The sequence below is a fragment of the Pantoea sp. JZ2 genome, from assembly GCF_035191405.1.
GTDB classification, from domain to species: Bacteria; Pseudomonadota; Gammaproteobacteria; order Enterobacterales; family Enterobacteriaceae; genus Pantoea; species Pantoea stewartii.
Window position 1 is genome coordinate 239,317 of the sequence record NZ_CP045248.1, and the last position, 22,425, is coordinate 261,741.

At 52.7% G+C, this 22,425-nt stretch carries 17 protein-coding genes and 1 riboswitch; of the genes, 11 read left to right on the forward strand and 6 right to left on the reverse strand.

The genetic code is table 11. From position 1 onward, the window contains the following. Nucleotides 1-14: 14 nt before the first annotated feature. A complete protein-coding gene (locus GC087_RS23595) occupies nt 15-674 on the reverse strand; it encodes a DUF1345 domain-containing protein (protein WP_058702579.1) in 660 nt (219 codons plus the stop codon). Between the two features lie 365 nt (nt 675-1,039). Then, nucleotides 1,040-1,138: riboswitch (guanidine-I (ykkC/yxkD leader) on the forward strand. A gap of 55 nt (nt 1,139-1,193) precedes the next feature. Here GC087_RS23595 and GC087_RS23600 point away from each other — a divergent pair. From GC087_RS23600 to uca, 6 genes are all read left to right on the forward strand, one after another. After that, entirely contained in the window at nt 1,194-2,252 is a 1,059-nt protein-coding gene (locus GC087_RS23600; protein WP_324030689.1) for a putative urea ABC transporter substrate-binding protein, read from the forward strand. 24 nt (nt 2,253-2,276) lie between these two features. Then, entirely contained in the window at nt 2,277-3,092 is an 816-nt protein-coding gene (locus GC087_RS23605; RefSeq protein WP_058702454.1) for an ABC transporter permease, read from the forward strand. Continuing rightward, nucleotides 3,089-3,871 carry an ABC transporter ATP-binding protein gene (locus GC087_RS23610; protein WP_058708847.1) on the forward strand — a complete coding sequence of 261 codons (783 nt, stop codon included), beginning with the start codon at nt 3,089-3,091 and terminating at the stop codon, nt 3,869-3,871. Before GC087_RS23605 ends, GC087_RS23610 begins: the two co-directional genes overlap by 4 nt. Continuing rightward, nucleotides 3,868-4,596 carry an urea amidolyase associated protein UAAP1 gene (locus GC087_RS23615; protein WP_058702452.1) on the forward strand — a complete coding sequence of 243 codons (729 nt, stop codon included), beginning with the start codon at nt 3,868-3,870 and terminating at the stop codon, nt 4,594-4,596. Before GC087_RS23610 ends, GC087_RS23615 begins: the two co-directional genes overlap by 4 nt. Before the next feature lie 10 nt (nt 4,597-4,606). Then, on the forward strand, nt 4,607-5,242 hold the full coding sequence (locus tag GC087_RS23620; protein ID WP_039339340.1) for an urea amidolyase associated protein UAAP2: 636 nt from the start codon (nt 4,607-4,609) through the stop codon (nt 5,240-5,242). A 110-nt stretch (nt 5,243-5,352) separates the two neighbouring features. Continuing rightward, the gene (gene uca, locus GC087_RS23625; RefSeq protein ID WP_324030690.1) at nt 5,353-8,955 is read left to right on the forward strand and encodes an urea carboxylase; all 3,603 of its coding nucleotides are present in this window, start codon (nt 5,353-5,355) and stop codon (nt 8,953-8,955) included. Between the two features lie 336 nt (nt 8,956-9,291). Here uca and GC087_RS23630 read toward each other — a convergent pair whose 3' ends face one another. Then, entirely contained in the window at nt 9,292-9,429 is a 138-nt protein-coding gene (locus tag GC087_RS23630) for a hypothetical protein (protein ID WP_324030691.1), read from the reverse strand. 1,421 nt (nt 9,430-10,850) lie between these two features. Here GC087_RS23630 and GC087_RS23635 point away from each other — a divergent pair. After that, a complete protein-coding gene (locus tag GC087_RS23635; RefSeq protein WP_058708845.1) occupies nt 10,851-12,767 on the forward strand; it encodes a methyl-accepting chemotaxis protein in 1,917 nt (638 codons plus the stop codon). A gap of 439 nt (nt 12,768-13,206) precedes the next feature. On the opposite strand, the gene GC087_RS23640 is transcribed toward GC087_RS23635, so the two are convergent. Continuing rightward, nucleotides 13,207-13,689 carry an anti-virulence regulator CigR family protein gene (locus GC087_RS23640; RefSeq protein WP_324030692.1) on the reverse strand — a complete coding sequence of 161 codons (483 nt, stop codon included), beginning with the start codon at nt 13,687-13,689 and terminating at the stop codon, nt 13,207-13,209. 570 nt (nt 13,690-14,259) lie between these two features. Then, nucleotides 14,260-15,720 (reverse strand): MocR-like pyridoxine biosynthesis transcription factor PdxR, encoded by a 1,461-nt coding sequence (locus tag GC087_RS23645; protein WP_058702435.1) that lies wholly within the window; start codon nt 15,718-15,720, stop codon nt 14,260-14,262. Between the two features lie 159 nt (nt 15,721-15,879). Here GC087_RS23645 and GC087_RS23650 point away from each other — a divergent pair, with 159 nt between their 5' ends. The 3 genes from GC087_RS23650 to GC087_RS23660 are packed head-to-tail and all read left to right on the forward strand — an operon-like array spanning nt 15,880 to nt 19,003. Next, the gene (locus tag GC087_RS23650; RefSeq protein ID WP_324030693.1) at nt 15,880-16,941 is read left to right on the forward strand and encodes a phosphotransferase; all 1,062 of its coding nucleotides are present in this window, start codon (nt 15,880-15,882) and stop codon (nt 16,939-16,941) included. Nucleotides 16,942-16,950: 9 nt separating this feature from the next. Next, nucleotides 16,951-18,282 (forward strand): aspartate aminotransferase family protein, encoded by a 1,332-nt coding sequence (locus GC087_RS23655; RefSeq protein ID WP_375094329.1) that lies wholly within the window; start codon nt 16,951-16,953, stop codon nt 18,280-18,282. Nucleotides 18,283-18,334: 52 nt separating this feature from the next. Further along, complete coding sequence (locus GC087_RS23660; protein ID WP_058702432.1) at nt 18,335-19,003, forward strand: haloacid dehalogenase type II; 669 nt, start codon at nt 18,335-18,337, stop codon at nt 19,001-19,003. A 305-nt stretch (nt 19,004-19,308) separates the two neighbouring features. Here GC087_RS23660 and GC087_RS23665 read toward each other — a convergent pair whose 3' ends face one another. Further along, complete coding sequence (locus GC087_RS23665) at nt 19,309-20,562, reverse strand: chloride channel protein (RefSeq protein WP_058708842.1); 1,254 nt, start codon at nt 20,560-20,562, stop codon at nt 19,309-19,311. 505 nt (nt 20,563-21,067) lie between these two features. Here GC087_RS23665 and GC087_RS23670 point away from each other — a divergent pair. Continuing rightward, a complete protein-coding gene (locus tag GC087_RS23670; RefSeq protein WP_058702578.1) occupies nt 21,068-21,631 on the forward strand; it encodes a TetR/AcrR family transcriptional regulator in 564 nt (187 codons plus the stop codon). A gap of 1 nt (nt 21,632) precedes the next feature. Here GC087_RS23670 and GC087_RS23675 read toward each other — a convergent pair whose 3' ends face one another. Beyond that, nucleotides 21,633-22,214, reverse strand: a complete 582-nt coding sequence (locus tag GC087_RS23675) for a TetR/AcrR family transcriptional regulator (protein WP_058702430.1) — start codon at nt 22,212-22,214, stop codon at nt 21,633-21,635. Between the last annotated feature and the right edge of the window lie 211 nt (nt 22,215-22,425).

Below are 22,425 nucleotides of genomic sequence, written 5' to 3' on the forward strand. Positions count from 1 at the left end.
TTTCGTGACGCACGTTAGCTCAGCAGGCTGGCGGCCACGTTTACAGATAGCCCCAGAATCGTCAGATTAAAGATAAAAGAGATGACCGACTGCAGCAGGGCGAGTTTTCGCATTTCTGTTGTGCCCGTTGCCACATCGGCGGTCTGAGAAGCCACCGCGATGGTAAAAGAGAAATAGAGAAAATCCCAGTAAGCCGGGTGCGCCGGTTTTTCTGGAAAGATCATCGGGGTAACGCTGCTGCTACGATGCAAATAGTGCTGGTGTGCATAATGCATGGCAAACGCGCTGGGCAGTAATGCCCAGGAGGCGATGAGCGTTATGGCGGTCAGAAGCAAATGCAGGGCCCGCGGTGTGCCCGTCAGGCTTTTCAGCGTGGGAAGCTCACTCATAATGGCCACCATACTGATCGTACAGGCTACAATCACCAGCCCCAGTACCAGTGCGGCACTTTGATCCTGCATCTGGGCGATTCGTTTAATCTGATCAGGCGCAGTGCGTAACATACGAAACCAGATAAACCAAAGATAGAGCCACGCCAGCACGTTCCAGCTTATCAAGAGTCGCTGCATTTGCCCCAACTGTTCGGGCAGTAAAAAATAGCAGACGATACCCGCAACGACAAAGATGAGCAGGCGCAACCGGGCGAAAAGATTTGAGCCAAAGGAAGAGTGCATGGTCATGGGTTTTTACTGGTAATTGAATCAGTTAACTCTAGTGTATTCCGGATTATCCTGCCGTAAAAAAAGCACGAGATTTACCCTGCGTTGTGAATGGGATAATGATGACATTCAGCTCTGAGTCAAATGCCCCAGCCACCACACCTTAAGTCAGGCAAACAGATGCGGTTACGTGCGATGTCACCCCATTTCGTCTTTCTGTTCTGTACCGGCACCGAGAATGTGCAACGCACATTCATTACTCATCATTCTGGTGCTTAGCGGCCTGAAAATCGGGTAATTGCCTGATTTCTGGCAACATGATTTCTGGCACGTCAATTGCAAAACTGTGAACAGTACGCAGCGCAACACATAATCTGATAGCAATAGCTGGCTAGGGTTCCGGTTCACGCAGGTGAATGTCTGGTCCGAGAGCTGGCGACCTCTGCGAGGTTACACGGCGGGACAAAAGCCCGGGAGACAGCAGCACCGTGAGGTGTCGCGCTGCTCCTTTTTTGTGCCAACCAGAGGTTAACCATGAAAACAACGTCGTTCATCCGCACGCTTTTGCTGTCACTGATCTTGCTGATCAGCTTTCCTTCCTTCGCCGCGGTCAAAAAAGAATTCAACATCTGCTGGACGATCTATGCGGGCTGGATGCCCTGGGGCACCATCAGTAATGAAAAAATTATTGATAAATGGGCCAGCAAATACGGCATCAAAATCAATATCGTTCAACTCAACGACTACATCGAATCCATTAACCAGTATACAGCGGGACAGTTTGACGGCTGCACCATGACTAATATGGATGCGCTGACTATCCCGGCGGCAGGCGGCGTGGATTCGACTGCGCTGATCACCGGCAGCTATTCCGATGGCAACGACGGTATAGTCCTGAAAGGGGTGAATAAAAAACTCAGCGACCTGAAGGGCATGTCGGTCTATTTACCTGAGCTGTCGGTATCGCACTATCTTCTGGTTCGCGGACTGGAAAAAGCCGGACTGCAGGAAAAGGACGTGAAGGTCGTCAATACCTCGGATGCGGATATCGTCTCGGCTTTTGGCACCAGCAACGTGCGGGCGGTGGTCGCCTGGAACCCGCAACTGTCCGTCATCAAAAAGACACCACAAACCACTGAAGTGTTCAGCTCCTCCCAGGTCCCCGGTGAACTCATCGACATGATGGTGGTGAGCACCCAGACGCTGAAAGATAACCCGGCTCTCGGCAAAGCGCTGACCGGAGCCTGGTTTGAAATGATGGCAAAAATGCACGCAGGCGATACAAAAGTGCTGAGTGAGATGGCTGCTGATTCCGGTACCGACCTTGCGGGCTATCAGGCCCAGCTGAAAACGACCCACCTGTTCTGGACACCTGCCGAAACGCTGGCCTTTATTTCTTCCCCGGAATTACCAAAAACCATGCAGCGCGTGGCGACATTCTCCTTTGATAAAGGGCTGCTGGGTCAGGGCGCACAGAGCGCTGACTTTATCGGCATGACGTTCCCGGGCAACGTCACCATTGGCGACAGGGCTAACAGCAAGCTGCGCTTCGACGACAGCTATCTGAAGCTGGCCGCCGCGGGCAAGTTGTAACCACTGACCACGGGAGTTCGTGCCATGCGCCTCATCAACCGCTATCCCCGCCAGGGCATGCGCCTGACGCTAATGCTGTTGCCCTTCGTGCTGATTATCGCCGCCTGGTTTATCGGGTCGGCGGTGCGGCTCGAAGCCAATCCGCAGGACAAACTGCTGCCCGGCCTGTCGCAGATGATTGATGCCATTGACCGGATGGCTTTCACGCCGGATAAGCGCAGTGGTGAATACCTGCTGTGGACCGATACGTTTACCAGCCTGAGCCGCCTGCTGCTGGGGCTGGCGCTCTCCTCGTTGATCGGCCTGTGTCTGGGTATCGCCGCAGGGGTGTTCCCGCTGTCCCGCGCCGCCCTGTCACCCCTGCTGACGGTTGTCTCGATGATTCCGCCGCTGGCGATTCTGCCCGTGCTGTTTATTGTTTTCGGCCTGGATGAGTTGTCAAAAGTGATGCTTATCGTCATTGGCATTACGCCGATGCTCGCGCGCGATCTTGAACACCGGGCGCGGGAAATCCCGGCAGAACTCTTTATCAAAGCGCAAACCCTGGGGGCGAATAGCTGGACGGTTGTGCTGCGGGTTGTCCTGCCGCAGCTGTTATCGCGGCTTATTACCTCGCTACGTCTGCTGCTGGGATCGGCCTGGCTGTTTTTAATCTCTTCTGAAGCGATTTCGGCGACCGCCGGGCTCGGCTATCGCATTTTCCTCGTACGGCGTTACATGGCGATGGATGTGATTATTCCTTATGTCATCTGGATCACGCTGCTGGCATGGCTGATGGATCTGGGCCTGCGCAGGTTGCACAACGCCTGTTTCCCCTGGGCGGAAGGAGACCGGAAATGAGTTTTATCAGCATCAGGAATATCTGGCAGGAGTACGGCGATCATGTAGTGCTGGAGCGTATCAATTTACAGGTTAAAGAGGGTGAATTCTGCTCCCTGGTCGGTGCATCGGGCTGCGGAAAGTCGACATTTTTACGCCTGCTGCTGGGTCAGGAGAAACCTACCCGGGGAGAGATCACGCTGGATGGCCAGGCTCTGGCAACAGAACCAGACCGTAGCCGCGGCGTCGTGTTTCAGCGCTACTCCGTGTTTCCCCATCTCAACGTCCTGGATAACGTCGCGACGGGACTTGAGTTACCTGCTTCCCCGCTGTTTGGCCGCCTGTTTGGTGCCCGGAAACGCGAGGCCCGCCAGCAGGCGCGCGCGATGCTGGAGAAGGTGGGGCTGGGAAATGCACTGGATAAATATCCGGCGCAGCTCTCCGGCGGCATGCAGCAAAGGCTGGCGATTGCCCAGGCATTCATCATGCAACCGCGCGTGCTGTTGCTTGATGAACCTTTTGGCGCACTGGATCCCGGCATTCGCAAAGATATGCATGCGCTGTTGCTTCAACTATGGAGTGAAACCCGTATGACGGTGTTTATGGTCACCCACGATCTTGCCGAAGGCTTCAACCTGGGTACCCGGCTACTGGTATTCGACAAAGTCCGTCACGATCCCCAGGCCCCTGATGCCTGGGGCGCACGTATTACTTACGACATTCCGCTTAATGAGGCGCGAATGGCACAGATAATGGCAGACAGTAAAGACAACGTTTATGCATTAAGGAGACAGCAATGACCGCACGTTTTCACTCGGCTCCCAGCCTGCGCGAAGAGCGGCTTCCCGGCGGGGCGCATACCTCACTCATTCTGCGTAAAGGACAGATCCTGCGCCTGACCGATCTCGACGGCGGCGCTAACGTCAGCATGATGATGCTCAATCCCCACGAAAAAAGTGAACGCCTGAATCTGCCGGATACGCTAAAGGGTCAGCATACTGCCCGGCTCACCATCGGGCACTGTTTCTACTCCGATATGGGCCGCGTACTCGCCGGAATCGTGGCGGACAGCTGTGGCTGGCACGACCCGTTTAGTGGCGTACTGAACGCGGCAGAAACGCACGAAAAATATGGCACGGGGCGCTATCAGGAGCTGCGGAATGGCTTCCATCGTAACGGCGTCGATAATCTGTTGGTCGAAATGGGCAAATGGGATTTGGGTCTGGAAGATCTGCTCATGGTCGTTAACTTCTTCAGCAAAGTCACTGTAGATGAAGATGGCTACTTCCACTTCATCACAGCGAACAGTCGCGCAGGGGATTTTGTTGAGTTGTTTGCCCCTATGGACGTTCTGATCGTTTTGACCGCGCTGCCACATCCGATGGATCCTGCCCCGGACTATGCCCCGCGCCCCATTCAGCTGAGCTGGTATCAGGCGGATGACGAACAGGCCGCTACCGAAGCGTTGTTTATCCGCGATGAAAACCAGCGCGCGATTCGCAATACCCAACTTTTTGCCCTGTAAGGAGGCAGTGATGACCATGATTTCCAGCGACCGCCGCCCTGAAGATGCCGTGTACCGTCACGTGATCCCGGCGGGAGAGCCCTGGCTGTTTGAGGTTAAAAAAGGGCAAACACTGCGTCTGCTCGATTTGGAAGGGAATCAGGCGATCGATACGCTGTTTTACAACGCGGATAACCCGCGTGAACGTTACGATCCTCAACGTACACTACGCCGTCAGGGTAAGGCTTACCTGACCACCGGCAGCGTACTCTATTCCAATCTGGGCAATCCGTTGCTGACTATTGTCGCCGATACCTGCGGCCGTCACGATACGTTGGGTGGGGCTTGTGCGCAGGAAAGTAATACTGTGCGCTATGCTCATGACAAGCGCTATATGCACAGCTGCCGGGATAATTTTCTCTGTGCCTGTCTGCACGATGGCCGTCTGCATAAACGCGATATCGGTGCCAACATCAACTTTTTTATGAATGTCCCTGTTACCCCGCAAGGGGGACTGACCTTTGAGGACGGCATCTCTGCGGCCGGTAAATACGTTGAACTGCGTGCTGAGTGTAATGCGGTGGTTTTGATCTCTAACTGTCCGCAGTTAAACAACCCCTGCAACGGCTGGAACCCTACACCCGCCGAGGTACTGGTGTGGAACTGAGTCCGGCGCGGCTGAGCGTTACGCGCGCCTGAACAACATCAGCCCCGGGGACGGCCCCGGGGACATATCGACTTTGTGCGGGACGGCCCGCTTCCCTGAGAGTTCCGCTTATGTTTGATACCTTACTGATTGCCAACCGTGGCGCGATTGCCTGCCGCATTTTGCGCACCCTACGTGCCATGCAGGTGAAGGGTGTGGCTGTGTATGCCGAAGCCGATCTCGGTAGCCTGCATATTCGCGACGCGGATGAAGCGTTAAGCCTTGGCGACGGCCCAGCGGCGCAAACCTATCTGGTCGCCGAAAAAATTATCGCCGCAGCGCAGCAAAGTGGCGCACAGGCCATTCATCCGGGCTACGGTTTTCTCTCTGAAAATGCCGCGTTCGCGGAAGCCTGTGAGGCCGCAGGACTGATTTTTGTCGGCCCAACGCCGCAGCAGTTGCGAACCTTTGGCCTGAAGCACACGGCCCGGGCCCTGGCGAAAGCCGAAGGTGTGCCCTTACTGGAAGGCAGCGAATTACTGGCCGATGCCGCCGAAGCCTGCCGTGTCGCCGGGACAGTCGGTTATCCGGTGATGCTGAAAAGCACCGCGGGCGGCGGCGGAATTGGCATGCGCGTTTGCCGCGATGCGCACGAGCTGGCCGACGCGTTCGATACGGTACAGCGGCTGGGGCAAAACAACTTCAGCGACGCCGGCGTGTTTCTCGAAAACTATATCGAGCGGGCGCGCCACCTTGAGGTACAGATTTTCGGCGACGGACTGGGTGAGGTTATCGCGCTGGGCGTGCGTGACTGCTCGGTGCAGCGGCGTAATCAAAAGGTCATCGAAGAAACCCCCGCGCCCAATCTGCCCGAAGGAATGGCGCAGGCGCTGTGCGAGGCGGCGGTTGCGCTGGGTAAAGCGGTAAACTATCGCAGTGCGGGCACGGTGGAGTTTGTTTATGACAGCGTCGCCCGCCAGTTTTACTTCCTGGAGGTCAATACCCGCCTTCAGGTAGAGCATGGCGTAACGGAACAGGTCTGGGGCGTTGACCTGGTGAAATGGATGATTGAACTGGCGGCGGGCACCTTGCCGCCGCTGCGTGAGCTGGCCTCGGGGCTTCAACCACAGGGCCATGCTGTTCAGGCACGGATTTATGCGGAAGATCCGGGACGGCAGTTTCAGCCCTCCCCCGGACTGCTCACGGAGGTGGCCTTTCCCGAAACCGAGAATGCCAGCCTGCGCATTGATCACTGGGTTGAAGCCGGTTGTGAAGTGCCGCCGTTTTTTGATCCGCTACTGGCAAAAATGATCGCCTGGCGGCCCAGCCGCGATGAGGCCATTGCCACGCTTTCGCAGGCGCTGGGGGAGACGCGTTTGTACGGTGTTGAAACCAATCGCCTCTATCTGCAGCAAATCCTGGCGTTTGCGCCCTTTGTCCACGGAGAACCCTGGACCCGTTGTCTTGAGCAGCTGTGTTATCAGGCGGCGACAGTTGAGGTGCTGAGTGCCGGTACGCAAACCAGCGTTCAGGATTACCCAGGCCGTCTGGGGTACTGGGCAGTCGGCGTACCGCCATCCGGGCCGATGGATGATCGCGCCCTGCGTTCAGGCAACCGGCTGCTGGGGAATGAGGAGGGCGAAGCCGCGCTGGAAATCACCCTCACCGGACCCATCCTAAAATTTAACACCGCCATTGAGGCGGTGATTTGCGGTGCATCGCTGAGCGCTACCCTGGATGGCCAGCCCGCGCCGATGGATTGTGTGTTTACGATATCCGCCGGAGCAACGCTGAAGCTGGGTGCCGTAAACGGTGCGGGCGTGCGAAGCTATCTTTGCCTGAGCGGCGGTATTCAGGTGCCAACATATTTAGGCAGCAAAAGCACCTTTACGCTCGGCCAGTTTGGTGGTCATGCCGGACGCGCCCTGCGCAGCGGTGATATCCTGCACCTGGCACCGCAGACGGCGCAGGCGGGCACGAAACTTCCTCTGGCTTTGCGTACGAATCTTCCGCAGGTCCGCACCTTGCGGGTGATTTATGGCCCCCATGGCGCGCCGGAGTTTTTTACGCCGGACTATATCGCCACCTTTTTTGCCACGGACTGGGAAGTGCATTTCAACTCCAGTCGCACGGGCGTTCGTCTGATTGGACCTAAGCCTGACTGGAGCCGCGACAGCGGCGGCGAAGCCGGACTGCACCCGTCGAATATTCACGATAACCCCTACGCTATTGGCGCGGTGGATTTTACCGGCGATATGCCGGTAATTTTGGGCCCGGATGGACCCAGTCTGGGGGGCTTCGTTTGTCCGGTCACGGTCATAGAAGCCGACCTATGGCAGCTGGGGCAACTGAAAGCCGGTGATAACGTGCGCTTTACCGCAGTGGATTTGCCCACCGCGCGTCAGTTGGCCCGGGAGCAACGCCAGGCGCTGGCAACGCTCTGCGCGCAGGAGACGGCCTGGCAACCTGCGCCGCTGACCTCGCCGATTGTTATGACCTGCGGCGAGGCCGATAAGCGCCTGGTGGCGCGGCTTTCGGGCGATACGCATCTGCTCCTCGAAGCCGGGGAGCCGGAACTGGATCTGGTTCTGCGTTTTCGCATTCATGCCCTGATGCAGGCGCTGGAAGCGCATGCAAAAGACGGGGTGATTGATATCACGCCGGGGATCCGTTCGCTGCAAATCCATTTTCAGCCTGAAATTCTCACCCATGACGCGCTGTTGGCATGGGTGCGCGGCGAGTGGCTCACAGTTTGTATGCATGATGATCTGCAGGTGCCGACGCGCGTGGTGCATCTGCCGCTTTCCTGGGACGATCCCGCCTGCCGTCAGGCGATTGAAAAATACATGACCACGGTACGTCCTGATGCGCCGTGGTGCCCCAGCAACCTGGAGTTTATTCGTCGGATTAACGATCTGCCTGACGAGCAGGCGGTCTGGAAAACGGTATTTGAAGCCAGCTACCTGGTTATGGGGCTGGGCGATGTCTATCTTGGCGCGCCGGTAGCGACACCGCTGGATCCGCGCCATCGTCTTGTCACCACAAAATATAATCCGGCGCGTACCTGGACGGCAGAAAATTCGGTCGGTATCGGTGGGGCCTACCTGTGCGTTTACGGTATGGAAGGGCCCGGTGGCTATCAGTTCGTGGGCCGCACGCTTCAGATGTGGAACCGCTATCGCGACGTCACCGATTTTGCCGGAAAACCCTGGCTACTGCGCTTCTTCGATCAACTGCGTTTTTACCCCGTATCCGCCGGGGAACTGATGCAAATCCGCCGCGATTTTCCACTGGGACGCTATCCGCTGCGCATTGAGCACAGCACGCTGCGGTTAAGCGATTATCAGCAGTTTCTTGCTCAGGAGGCGCAGAGCATCGCGGCGTTTCGTGACCATCAGCAAAAGGCGTTTAATGCGGAACGCGATCGCTGGATCGCCAGCGGGCAGGCTCATTTCGACAGCCAGGAAAGCGTGGTGGAAGAGGGCGGCGATAGGTCATTACAGCAGGGCGAACAGGGCGTCGAAAGCCCGGTTTCCGGCAATCTCTGGCAGGTGCAAACCACGGCGGGAAGTCGCGTGCATGCGGGGGATGTGCTGGTCGTGCTGGAATCCATGAAAATGGAGATTCCGCTACTGGCACCATGCGACGGCATCATTCAGCAGATAAACGTGCAGCCAGGCAGTGCTGTGCGCGCGGGACAGCGGGTTGCGGTGATAAGGGAAGAGAACGTCTGAAGCGGGAGCGGTTTCGGGCCCCGGATAGCGGTTATCGCCGGGGCTGATCACGCTCGTTGGTGATCTCCGTCTGGCGCGAAGCCGGTACCTGAGCTTCTTTATTGCTGAAGGTCCGTAAGTCTGTTCAGGAAAAGGTGGAGTAGGGTACGATTTACAGGCCTGTAACCGGCTGCGCCGGGCGTACGGCGCCGTTCAGCCTCTGCGCCATCTTTTATGTCATCTTGCGCCTTAATGCCGCTGAAGCGGCATTCTGAATACGGCTCTCACTACAGGGGGTAGTTCAGATTAAAACGTCCGCTTTGTGCCAGAAGTGAACGTTGCTAAAATCGAGCCTCCTTAAAAGGCGGGGCTGGTCAACTGTATGACTTTTTTATCACGAGCGGGGATAAAACCGCCTGAGCCCGGTGAGGGCATTTCGCCTGTCATCTTCTTATCAGAACCTGATTTTGCCCTTTTTAAAATGCCTTTACTCATTCAGTCCTGTGAGGATGTATAGTTGAGACCCGGGCCGTACCGAAAGGCCCGAATCAATAAATTCTCCCAGCCACGCTATGGCTTCTGAGATTTTACTCAGGCTTTCGTCGCGGCAGTTGCCTGTTGCCGTAAGCCCGGGTTCATCCAGAAGGGAATGAATGTTTATGCCTTTTCCGCCAGAACAGGATGCAGTGCGGCTTCGCTGATAATGACGTGTGTCGTGTTTTCATCTCGTTGTGACACAGTCATCTGCTCAGTCTGGATCTGGCAAAATCATCACTCACCGTGATGATTACGAAGGTGCTGTCTGCCGGACAACAATTGGCTGTGTATGCTCATGAAAAAGTTTCGTCGAAAAAAGGCGATTTAATCTGCGGTATACCTTTCGCTACATGCTGTGATAAAAGCATACGAAATGCGCGTGTTCTGAGAGATAAGAAATGAAATACTTTAAAAAAAAAGGGGCAGGGTGGCCCCGTATCAATGGTTCTGTGTTGCTGTGTTATTATTATCACGTTTCTGGTTAAGGGTCTGTCTGTTACAGTTTATCGTCATGGTTACCTTTTTCTTTAAAATAAATTCAAATTTTTTAACTGTCACAGCGAAAGGTTTATACGTTTAAATAACGAAAGCTGGCGGGCGTATTTTTCCTGAAGCCTCCGGGTTTATTAATTCATCCGGTTATTAAATGCCGGGGAATGGATGCGAAGGCGTTTTTCCCGGGGTTCAGTGGTGCTCCGGAAGCTACTTTATAAAATGCTCATAATGAAAGTTCGGTTAATAAAAAAGAGCCCCCGCCTCAGAGCGGGGGCGAACCAAATTCACGGTTCCAGGCTTCTTTAGCGGCGGGAGCCAGCAGGCACCTGCACTCCCAAATTATGTTGTGAAAAAGGATTTTCACAAGCGAGGCGGCAAATGTTGCCGGTAATCAGCCAGCAGTATCCTTACCTGCCCCGCATAAAAATTCACACCGGAACGAAAGTTTTTTTAAATTTCATAATGACTTATCCCTTGCTGTATAAAGATGCGACGCAATTCTGAGTTTTTACAGATGTATGCTGCTGCAGAATGCCATACCTGCCCGTTTATTTAATTTTCTGTCGCTGACCTCACAGGCTTTCACGTTTTTAATGGTTGCGTTAACTTTCTGAAATTAAGTTAAAGCATCCGTCAGGGTAAATTAAAAGTACCGCATCGCTTAAAAAGGTTAGGTACCAGACGATTTCCTTAAGGATAATTCATACCATTAATTTCAGGTGTTAAAGGCAAAGGGGAAGTTAAGTGATTTGCGTCAATAAAATTCATTATTTTTATACTGACAACCAGAACAGGCATAAACAATACATCTTTCTGGCCGATAAACAGTTGAACCCTGAGGTGATATATGGCTCAGGGCATTATTCAACACTGGGGTAATTTAAATGAATATTATAAAAAAATTTAGGGGTTTAAAAATTGGCGGTAAGCTGGGGCTGGGCTTTACGCTGGTCATACTGGCCTCTGTTATCATATCGGCGCTGGCGTTTCGCTGCTTTTTAAGCATTCAGGATAACTCGGCCAAGCGTGACGTCACCGTTCAGATGCTGGACACGCTGGCGAAAGCCAGACTTAACCGCACCCTTTTTCAGTACACCCGCGAGAAAAAGTTTATCGACCTTAACGGCGAGGCAATGAATCAGCTTTTTGGTTTACGAAACAGCCTCAGTAAATACGCGTGGTCAGCCGAAGGGGAAGAGAGGCTTTCTCTCCTGAGTACGATTCTTACGCAGTACCAGGGAAAGCGTCAGGCCTTTCTTGAAAGCAGCGACAGGGCCGCGCTTGCGCTGAGTGAAATACACACACTGGGCCTGGTCTCACTGGCTGAAAAACTGGTCGCCCGCCAGGCTTCCGTTTCTGCTGATATTGTTACTTCACTTCTTTCACTCAGCTTCAAAACAGAGCAGGCAGCATTTTATGTCCAGGAGTTTATCAGAAAGCCGGAGGCTTCGGTGCTTGATAAATTCAGTGGAGTCAGTGACACAATTTCTCCGCTTCTGAACCCGCTCAGAGGCGTTTCTGACAGCGCCCTTGATGCATTGCTGGCAGACCTGGAGCAAAAAATGAGTTCGGGCTCCGTAAAGTTAAATAATTACCTCCTTTCGGTGAAGGCTGAAAGTCTGGCCTCAGATGAAATGACCGAAGCGGCAGGCAAACTGAGTCAGTCCATCACCGGCCTCGCGTTTTTTCAGTCAGAGCTGGCTGCGAAGTATATCCAGAACGCACTCTGGGAAATTGGTTTTGCAACCCTTGCCTGCATCATCCTCAGCCTCCTGATTGCCTGGCGGATGACGCGGAGCATCACCGTCCCGCTGAGAGAAACCCTTTCGTCTGCACAGCGCATTGCTGAAGGTGACCTGACCTCCGAAATCACCACCTCCCGTACCGATGAGCTCGGCGAGCTGATGTCTGCCGTGGGCGCGATGAACCAGAGCCTGCGTAACATCATCTCCCGGGTCAGGGACGGTGTGAATAACGTTGCCCGCGCCTCATCTGAAATTGCGGCCGGTAACACCGACCTGTCCTCACGCACAGAGCAGCAGTCGGCTGCGGTGGTCGAAACCGCTGCAAGTATGGAAGAACTGACATCCACCGTTAAGCAGAATGCGGAGAATGCTCATCACGCCAGCCAGCTGGCCACCGAGGCGTCACACAATGCCAGCCGCGGCGGGGAAATTATCAGTGACGTGATCAGCACTATGGGCGGAATAAGTCAGAGCTCAGGTAAAATCGGTGAAATCATCTCCGTCATTAACGGCATCGCTTTCCAGACGAATATCCTGGCGCTCAATGCCGCGGTCGAGGCGGCAAGGGCAGGAGAGCAGGGACGGGGATTCGCGGTTGTTGCCGGTGAAGTCCGCAACCTTGCACAGCGCAGCTCACTTGCTGCCAAAGAAATTGAGGCGCTGATAAGTGAATCCATGAGCCGGGTGAGTAACGGGACTGAACTGGTTAACCGCGCCGGTGTTACGATGGAGGATATCGTCAAGTCTGTAACGCAGGTCAGGGATATTATGGGCGAGATTGCCGCTGCGTCTGACGAACAGAACCGGGGAATTACCCAGATTGCGCAGGCCATGACGGAGATGGATACCACAACCCAGCAGAATGCTGCGCTGGTTGAAGAGTCATCCGCAGCGGCCAGCAGTCTCGAGGAACAGGCGCTTGAACTTGAAAAAACGGTTGCCGTTTTCCGCGTGCCTTCTTCCGGACTGTTGACGCCGGGGGCTAAGGTGGCCACACCCGTGTTAAAGCCTCTGCCGGCCGTCAGAACGCCGGAAGCGAACTGGGAAACGTTCTGATAATCATCCTGCAGCCAGAGCCGGGCTTGAGGCCATCTGGCTGCATCCTTCAGTGCGGGTGAGGTAGTTAATGTGTGATGGAAACTGTAGCAATGCATCGCATGTTTATATCGGTAAGGCAGTGGAAGCCCTTTTTTATGATGCTGAATCAGTCAGCCGGGCGAAGGTCATTGCCAGGTTGAGTCTGCTGTTCAGGGAAGAGCCTGACCCGGCAAGGCAAAACGAGATAATAAGTGCCCTCATTCTTCTCAGTGAGCCCGTCAGTACCAAAACAGGCTTGCAGGATTACCGGACGTAAACTTTCTGCGCTCACGTCCGGTTTGTCCCAGAAGCACATACCACCTGATTTGTATGCAACTTATTAAAGGCAACAGGTTATTAACTTATGCATCACTGTCCTGAGGCTCTGGCTGATTTCAGCCGGGCCGCAGAACAGTGATTAGTTGAACACACCGTTAATCATGGCGGTCACAACCGCAGTGCTTAACGCAACAAGCACTAAATCATCGCCCACAGCACGCCACTCGTAGCCCGGATAATGAGGCAGTGCATTTATCATTGATGCTGGCAAATTTTTCCTAGCGATACCCGGTGGCAATGGTTTACCACGCGCAACTTTTTTAGCGATTCCCGGCGGCAGCGACTGATAGCCCACCAGACCATAGTTGATGGCAAGGGCACGTGCACGGGAAAAGTTGATGTCAGATTCGACATGATCGGGTTGTCTGCCATTCTTGCGATATCCATGTTCGTTCTTCGACTGTGTGTAACCCTGCCCTTTATTTCCGTGCGCGCCATTATTACCGTGACTGCTGTTGCCATTGCCATTGCCATTGCCGGGATTTGCATAAACAGGTGCAGCAAAAACGGCGAAACTTATCACCACCGCTAAGGCTGTTTTAAGAGTGCATTGTGCAAGCATGAAAGATTTCCTTAAAGGTATTTATCGCTTCATCAAAATATAGGACGAGGCTACAATCTTAACCATGTCATGATGTCTGAAATTAAAGCCTCTTGGTGAGTTGAGAAAAAAAAATTTTAGTAATCCGGTAGTTGATTAATAAATGAATGGTCTTGCTGTTTACTGGTGGAAGAAAACCGCATTCAAGTTGTGTCAGATAAAGTATTTCTGGAAAGGTAATTTCGTTTGATCATTATGTGATGCGGAATTCACTGGCTGTAGATATCGAGTAAGAGCAATGGCGGTAAGCAGCTATTGTTAGTTTACTGTTCAAGTGGCTGCTTATCGCTGATAGCAGACTACGCCCGGTTACTATCATGAGCTCTTCAGTCAGCAAAGTGTCAACTCAGTCTGAGTCAGGTATTTCAAGTAGCACAGGAATCACCGTTACAAAAGTCAGTTCCCGTTTTCAGGGGACCATAACAACATTGAGCAATGTTTTCGCATCAGTGTATCGATGGTCACCATATCACACCTCTACAACATTTCTGTCATGTCTGTTATCGCTCTTCATGCCTGCTTAAAGGCCCGTCAGATTGATTCCGCCATAATGTTGACGGCCGAAGCAATGTTTTCGCTCTTTATGCCACCGTAGCCCAGCACAAAGCCGTTGCTCTGACGGGGCTGAAAATAATAGTGCCCGAGCCCCCTTAACGCGACACCTTTGCTGGCCGCACTGGCCGTCATCCTGTTTGTATCAACTGACGCGTTAAACAGGGCCGTCAGGTGCAGCCCTGCATTCCCCCCTGACATCGTGACTTCATTGCCAAAAGCCTGAGTCAGCGCGCTGCGCAGCGTGTGCTGACGCTCAGCGTAAATCCCGCGCATCCGTCTGATATGGGTGGAAAAATAGCCTTCACTGATAAAGTCAGCCAGCGCCGCCTGCACCGTAAACTGGCCGGGGCGATAAAGCTGAACCAGCCCTTTTTTAAAGGCGCCCGCGAGTTTTTCCGGCAACACCATATAGCTGATGCGTAATCCCGGAAACATGACTTTACTGAACGTCCCGCAGTAAATGACGCGCTGGTAGCAGTCCAGCCCCTGCAGAGACGAGACCGGACTCCTGTCGTAACGGAACTCGCTGTCGTAGTCGTCCTCAACGATCCAGAAGCCGTATTCGGCAGCCAGTTCGGTGAGCTGACGCCTGCGCTGCAACGTGAGCGCAACGCCCATCGGATACTGATGTGACGGCGAGGTGAACAGCAATCTGGGAAACGGGGCCGCAAACGAAAACTGGCTGATATCAATGCCCTGATCATCAACGGGTACGGGGATAACGTTCAGTCCTGCTGCCTGCCAGAGCAGGGCGGTGCTCCAGTTACAGGGGTCCTCTGTTAACGCACTGTCACCGGGATCCGCCAGCATATGGGCGCACAGGCTCAGTGACTGATTACTGCCCATGGTGATAAGGATTTGTTCCGGCTGGCACACCACCGAGCGGGAAACCTGCAGGTAATGCGCAAGCGCTTCGCGCAAAGGTAAATAGCCACCTTCGCTGTCGTAGCCGGTCATGTGCGCCGCGGGCCGACGGATATGGCGGTTCTGCATGCGCTTCCACACCGGAAAGGGAAAGTTACTGGTTTCAACTACCCCGGGCACAAACGCGCCTGCATGCTGCGAAACGCCGGAAACACCTGAAATCATGATTTTCGCCCGCGATGACAACGCCGCCTGGGCCTCTGAGAGCGCAGGCACCAGCCGGGGAGTTGCTGAAGGTGCAATGTCGGCGACAAAGGTGCCTTTGCCACGCTGGCAAAGAATGTAGCCCTCAGCGGAGAGTCTGTCATAGGTCAGCGTCAGCGTCATACGTGACACACCGAGCTCAGCAGAAAGCTGACGTGTTGAGGGCAGCCTGGATCCGGAAATCAACATGCCACCCAGTATCGCCTTCTGAATAATGCTGAAAATCCTGACCTGCAGGGGACGATGCGCACCGGCATCAATATCCTGAAGAATAAGGTCACAGAGCAGAACGGATTGTGGAGTGGACATAAAAATTGATCCGGATTGGCTATAGAGAGTCAGTCCATTATGTCTTATTTTTCAGCCAACCTCATCGGGGGGATAATCACGCTGTGCCATCATCCGCACTTTTTATTGTCGGGTAACGGGGCGGCTGTGAAATCGGTTGCTTCAACACCGGGACAAGCTATGGCGCAGTCTTATGATGTCCGGCTTTATGCCAGTATGATCACGTCGGTGGACGCGTCTTCGCCGCAGCGCATTGAGGATTTTGTCAGGCGAAATTATGGCTGGGAGGCCCGTGCTCACCGGCTGGCGAGCGAGCGGGATGAGCTTTTTTGCCTGGAGGATGCTTCCGGGAAGCGCGGTATATTGCGGCTGGCCAACCCCGCTGACTGTCCCGAAACAACGGATCTGCAGGTGCAGGCGTTGCAGTGGATAGCCCGTCAGGCACCGGATTTACCAGTGCCGAGAATCATAAAAAGTCGGACCGGCCAGACTGTATTATTAAGTCAGACACTGGATGCTCAGTCCGGGACGCCACCGCGTCTGACCTGGCTCAGCACCTGGCTGGACGGCGTGCCTCTGCGAACTTTACCGCACAGTGAGGCACAGTTCTTTAATATCGGTGTGATGCTGGCCCGACTGGGACACGTTTTAAAAGACTTTCGTCATGATGGTGCGTTCCGGCCTTTAAACTGGGACCTGAGTCATATCGCTGACTGTCAGGTCTTTTTGCCCGGTCACTGCCCGGACAAAAAATGGAAAGCGGTTTATCAGTTTTTCGACAACATCGATACGCGGATTGTGGGGCCGATAAGAAACTTCAGTAAGCAGATCATACATGCCGATATGAATCCGCATAATTTTGTCATGTCACCTCACGAACCGGCAAGTATATCGGGTATTTTTGATTTCGGTGATATGACGCATACGGCGCGCGTGAACGATATTGCCATTGCAGCAAGTTATCATCTTTCAGGTGAGAATCCGTTTGATCATATTATTCCTTTAGTGCAGGGCTATCACTCTGTCTTTCCGCTCGAGAGGGGAGAAATTGACATGCTGTATGACCTGATTATCGCCAGATTATGTATGACGATCGTCATTACCGAATATCGCGCTCGTCTCTATCAGGAAAACAGAAAATACATCTTAAAAAATACCCACTCTGCGTGGCTGGGACTTTCCCGGTTAATAACGATCGATTTTTTATCTGCCCGCAGAATACTGCGCGCGGCCTGTAACTGAGGGGGAATGATGAAACCTGCACTAATGGTCAATGCCTACGAACCGTCTGAAAATACCATCCTGGATCCCCATACCGCCGCGTTAATTGCGCGTCGGGGCCGTGTGCTGGGTCCCTCATATAAATTATTTTATAAACATCCGCTGCACGTCGTTCGCAGTGAAGGTGTATGGCTTTATGACCAATATGGTAAAGCGTATCTGGATGTTTATAACAACGTACCCGCAGTGGGGCATTGTCATCCCGCCGTCACTGACGCGGTCAGTCGGCAATTATGCACGCTGAATACGCATACACGTTATCTGAATGAGGTGGTACTGGATTATGCCGAACGGCTGGTCTCAACGTTTCCGTCAGCCCTAAGCAATGTCATGTTTACCTGCACAGGCAGTGAATCGTCCGACCTCGCGCTTCGTATTGCCCGCTGCCACACAGACGGTACGGGCATCATTGTGACGGAAAATGCCTATCACGGCATTACCGCCGCGGTTGCTGAAATCTCACCGTCGCTGGGTAAGGGCGTGCCGCTGGGCGATCACGTGCGTGTTGTCCCGGCACCCAATGCTTATCACCAGGGCGAGGGAAATACAGCCGATTTATTTACAGAGGCTGTGCGCAGCGCCATAGCCGATCTGCAGCGCCACGGTATTCGTCCCGCCGCGCTGGTCACCGATACTATTTTTTCGAGCGATGGAATTTATTCCGGACCGGCAGGCTTTTTGCAGGGGGCGGTAGAGGCGATTCGTGAGGCGGGTGGGCTGTTTATTGCCGACGAAGTTCAGCCAGGATTTGGCCGACTGGGCACGCACATGTGGGGATTTGAGCGCCACGGTATTGTTCCCGATTTAGTCATCCTGGGGAAACCCATGGGCAATGGTCTTCCCATTGGTGGCGTGGTTGCCCGGCCAGCCTGTTTGCAACGCTTCGCCGGGATAGCCCGTTATTTTAATACGTTTGGCGGTAACCCGGTCAGTTGCGCTGCCGGGATGGCCGTGCTTGATGTTATCGAAAAACAACAGCTGCAACAGAACGCCGCTGAAACAGGCCAGTTACTGATTAACGGGCTGAATACGCTGGCACAACGCTTTCCCGTTATTGGCAATGTCAGAGGGAGTGGATTATTTATTGGCGCGGAGCTGGTCAGCGATAATGCAGCTAAAAAACCGGCCGGGGAATATGCGCTGGATGTAGTTAACCGTTTAAGGTCGCGCCAGATTCTCATCAGCGCCTGTGGTAAGGACAGTCATGTTTTAAAAATACGGCCGCCCCTGGTTTTCTCTGCGGAAAACGCGCACTACCTTCTTGCTGTCATGACCGACGTAATGGAAGAGATGTTTAATTAAAAATGATCGCCAGCATGCTTTAAACAAAACAGACAACCAGGAGAATATGACGATGTCACTGTTCAAACCAAAATATATTACGTTCGACTGCTACGGTACCTTGATCAATTTCGATATGGCCGGTGCAGCCCGGACACAATTTGCCGATCGTATTAACGGCAACGATATGGCGGCGTTTGTTAAAGATTTTGCGGCTTATCGTCTTGATGAAGTGCTTGGTGCCTGGAAACCCTACGCGGAAGTCGTGAACAATTCCGTCAGACGCACCTGTAAAAAATGGAAAATTGTCTGCCACGACGAGGACTGTGCGGCTATTAATCACGCTGTGACGACCTGGGGACCGCATCCGGATGTTCCTGCCGGACTGAGCAAGGTGGCCAGAGAGATACCCCTGGTTCTGTTGACGAATTCGATGAACGATTTAATCACGTACCATGTGCCCAGACTGGGGGCCCCCATTCACGCGGTGTACACCGCAGAGCAGGCGCAGGCTTACAAACCGCAGATGAAGGCGTTTGAATATATGCTGGATCAACTGGGATGCGGACCGGAAGAGATTATGCACGTTTCATCCAGCATGCGTTATGACCTGATGACGGCTCATGATATGGGCATTGTTCATAAGGTTTTCGTACAGCGTGGCCACGAGCCGGGCACGCCTTTTTATCAGTATCATGAAATCAGGGATATTGGTGGCCTGGCGGGCGTACTGGGTCTTTAAATCCAACACCAGGCACTCAGCCAATGAGCGCCCGGTCCACAGGTTCATTTATCCGGAAAAAAACAGGCTGTAAAAGAAAGAGTCGAACCTGCTCCCCGTCGATGCGAACAGAATATTGTTAGCAACGTCTGCTGATGGCTCTTAACCGCCTTTCAGAAATACTACTCCTGACATTAGAACCAAGTGGAGAAAGAAAATATCCTTTGCCTTGTTCGACTATTGATTTTTCCAGGTTGCTATTCCCTGGCGGCGACGTCAGTTACAGTTACAGCTGTCATTTAACTGACGTTCGCGCCATTTCAGTATCAATACTTTCCATCGAGGATACGGCAGGTGAGATATGAGCCTGCCGTACATAACAGCACCGGAACAAAATAACTGTGCTCCATCTGGCTAAATTCCATCACAAGGACGACTGCGGTAAGGGGCATCTGCATGGATGCCGCCAGAAATGCCGCGCCTCCAACAAGTGCAAAACTGGGGGCATTACCGCCAGGAAAAATAAGCTGCCATCCGGCACAAAGCAGAAGACTCAATAGCCCGCCGACCGCAAGGGCGGGCGTCAGCAGGCCGCCCTCCGCGCCGCCCCGCAGAACGGCCAGGATCACCAGAAGTTTCAGTCCCAGCAAAACAGCAGCATGGCGATAATCAAGTTCATCACTGATGGCCATCTGCATCGGTCCCTTACCGTTACCCGGTAACTGAGGATAATAAAGACTCAGGACAGCGAGCACAGTAAAGGCAATCAGACAGATAACAGGCATCTGCCAGTTATTTTTGACCCCGGCGCGGGCTTTCCCTGTGATAATCCGGAATCCCCATGCCGCCAGGCCCAGCAGCGGGCCCGCGAGACAGGCCCAGAGTATAAAGGTATGAGGAAGCGCAACGGACAGAAAATGATACTGCGATTCATTCCCCAGGCCAAATGTGGCGATCCAAGCCGCGAGCGCAGAGGTGACGACGGCGGCGAATGCTTTTTCCCAGCTAAAAGCGATCAGCAGAACTTCCAGACTAAACAAGGCCCCTGCCAGTGGCACATTATAGACAGCCGCCAGGCCAGCGCCTGCACCACAGGCAATCAGAATCCGGACCTCGCCCTCGTTTAAGCCCAACCGGCGTGCGATAGCGCCTCCGGCAAGCGCCCCCATTTCACGTGGGGCAACCTCACGTCCCAGTGGGGAGCCCAGCGCAACAGTCACGATCTGTAGCAGCGCATGAACGGTCGTGGTGCCCGGGGGCATTGCCCGTGAGGGCACAGAGACAGCGTCCTTGATCGATACGCGAGGTTTGCCATAACGACTCAGCAACCACCATCCGAAGCCCGCGATGACTCCGCCAGCCATAATGGCTGCAATGCGTCGCAGAGAGGAAGAATCAGTGACGCCCTGAAGAAAAGATACCGTACCGATAACATGTGACATGCTGTAGCCAAATGCGAAGTGCTGCACTGTGTGTAAAATCAGCCCCAGCGCCATCCCTGCCAGACCTGCCGCTAAGCCTGTTGCCACAACTGCAAAAAGCCTTATGAGATAACTGGCGTTTCCTGCCAAATCTTTCATTTCTTTCTGAATTCCTGAGTTTTCATACGCGTATAGTAACGAACATCACCTCAATAGTATCTCACTGACGAGCCAGGCAAGGCTATGATTGCCATGCTTTATTGTTTATTAACGGGTGGCGCAGAAAAAGCTCACCGCCGTTATGAGACGTTTCCAGCTTCGTTTTAGGTGTGCTCAGAGGCACTTAAACTTTAAGTTCTTAACTTCCTGTTTTATTGTGGTCAGAAATTTAGGTAAAGACCAAATTTGTCTTGGTTTCGACACCGTTTGTGCCGCAGGAATCCATAAATTCTCATCGTTAATACGTTTGCATTGAGAACAGAAAGTTTATACTTCAGGATGCTGGAGTTATCCGAACCACAATACTTTAATCAATCTCTTTCATATAATTATTCGGGGTGATATTTAAGTCCGAAAAGAAAATTGCAATTGAATTTTTCTTAAAAATCTAATAGACTTAAGCAGTAAAAAATAAAGTAAAATAATTTAAAAAATGAGCGCAATCATGAATCGCAGAAAAGAAATCCTTCAAGCAGCCGAATATTGTATGCGACAGAAAGGTTTTTATCAAACATCGGTTCAGAGTATTGCCAGGCACGCAAATGTCAGCGTCGGCCTGATTTACAAATATTATAAAAATAAAGAAGCGATTATCGAAGAACTGATCGAAAATGTTGTGCAGCGTATGACAGCTTTACTGAAAGCTGATTTTGACAAACTTGCTGATGCAGGTAAGGTCACACATTCCGCACACGACCTTTTGTCAAAAGAAGTTGAAAGCAGCATTGTACTACTCATTGATATATCATCAGAATCCACAAGAAATGAACGCATTCGTCAGATTATTTATGATGCCTGGCAGGTATTAAAAGAGAATTTCATCACTCAGGAGCAGGCTCTCAATCCGACTTTGGATGCTGATATCATTCACACCCGCTTGTATGTTATGTCACTCGTGATAGACGGCTTGATCATTCGCCGCTGTATGAAACAGCATGAAATTGATACCAGTTTTATGGCATTCTTCGATAAGGTTACCCGCGACATTAATCAGCACAGTGTCACGTGATTCAGGAAAAAAGATGGCCGGCAAGAATGCTGTTGATCCGCGCTAATTCCTCCTGGTCAACATTTTTATCTCCGAACGTACGACAGGCTACCCCATCTGCCAGCATCAGTAAAAACTGAATACGATTGCTGCGCTTTTGCGGACTCGCTGCAGGCATTTTATGCCTGAATAATGTATCAAGTTCCGCCACCAGTATTTTTTCTTCATGCTCGATTATCTCACGCACTGATGGATTACGTGATGCTTCCGAATACATCTCCAGCAGTAAACAGCGATCTCTGAAAGACCAATTCTGCCAGAACTCCGATTCAGTCTCGACAATATTAGATGTACTGGTATTAACTTTAAAATTATCCAGTAAAAAAATTCGCCACTTTTCTGCAATACTTTTTATTGTCTCGTTAACTATAATTTCCTTGCTGCTAAAATACCGATAAATCTGACCTGCCCCCAAACCCGATTCATGGCTTATATCAGCCATACTTGCGCCATGAAAACCTGAAAGGCTGAAACAGGTTTTCGCTGCCGAAATTATCTTCAGCTGCCGCTGCCGTATGAAATCATCATTATCTGACTTACTCAAAAAATCTCCTGCTGACAGAATGAGAGATAACCGCCATCTTTAGTCACAAGGTTATGGTACCCCACACCGGCGTGCGATGGAATGCTGACTACAACTCCAGACAGAGTATCTTCTGATTACAGCTTCTGACTATCTGTTGACTCTGCATGTTTCGGTGGCCATGCATGAACGGTAACTCTCCGACGTTATTCTTAATGTTAGACAGGATGTA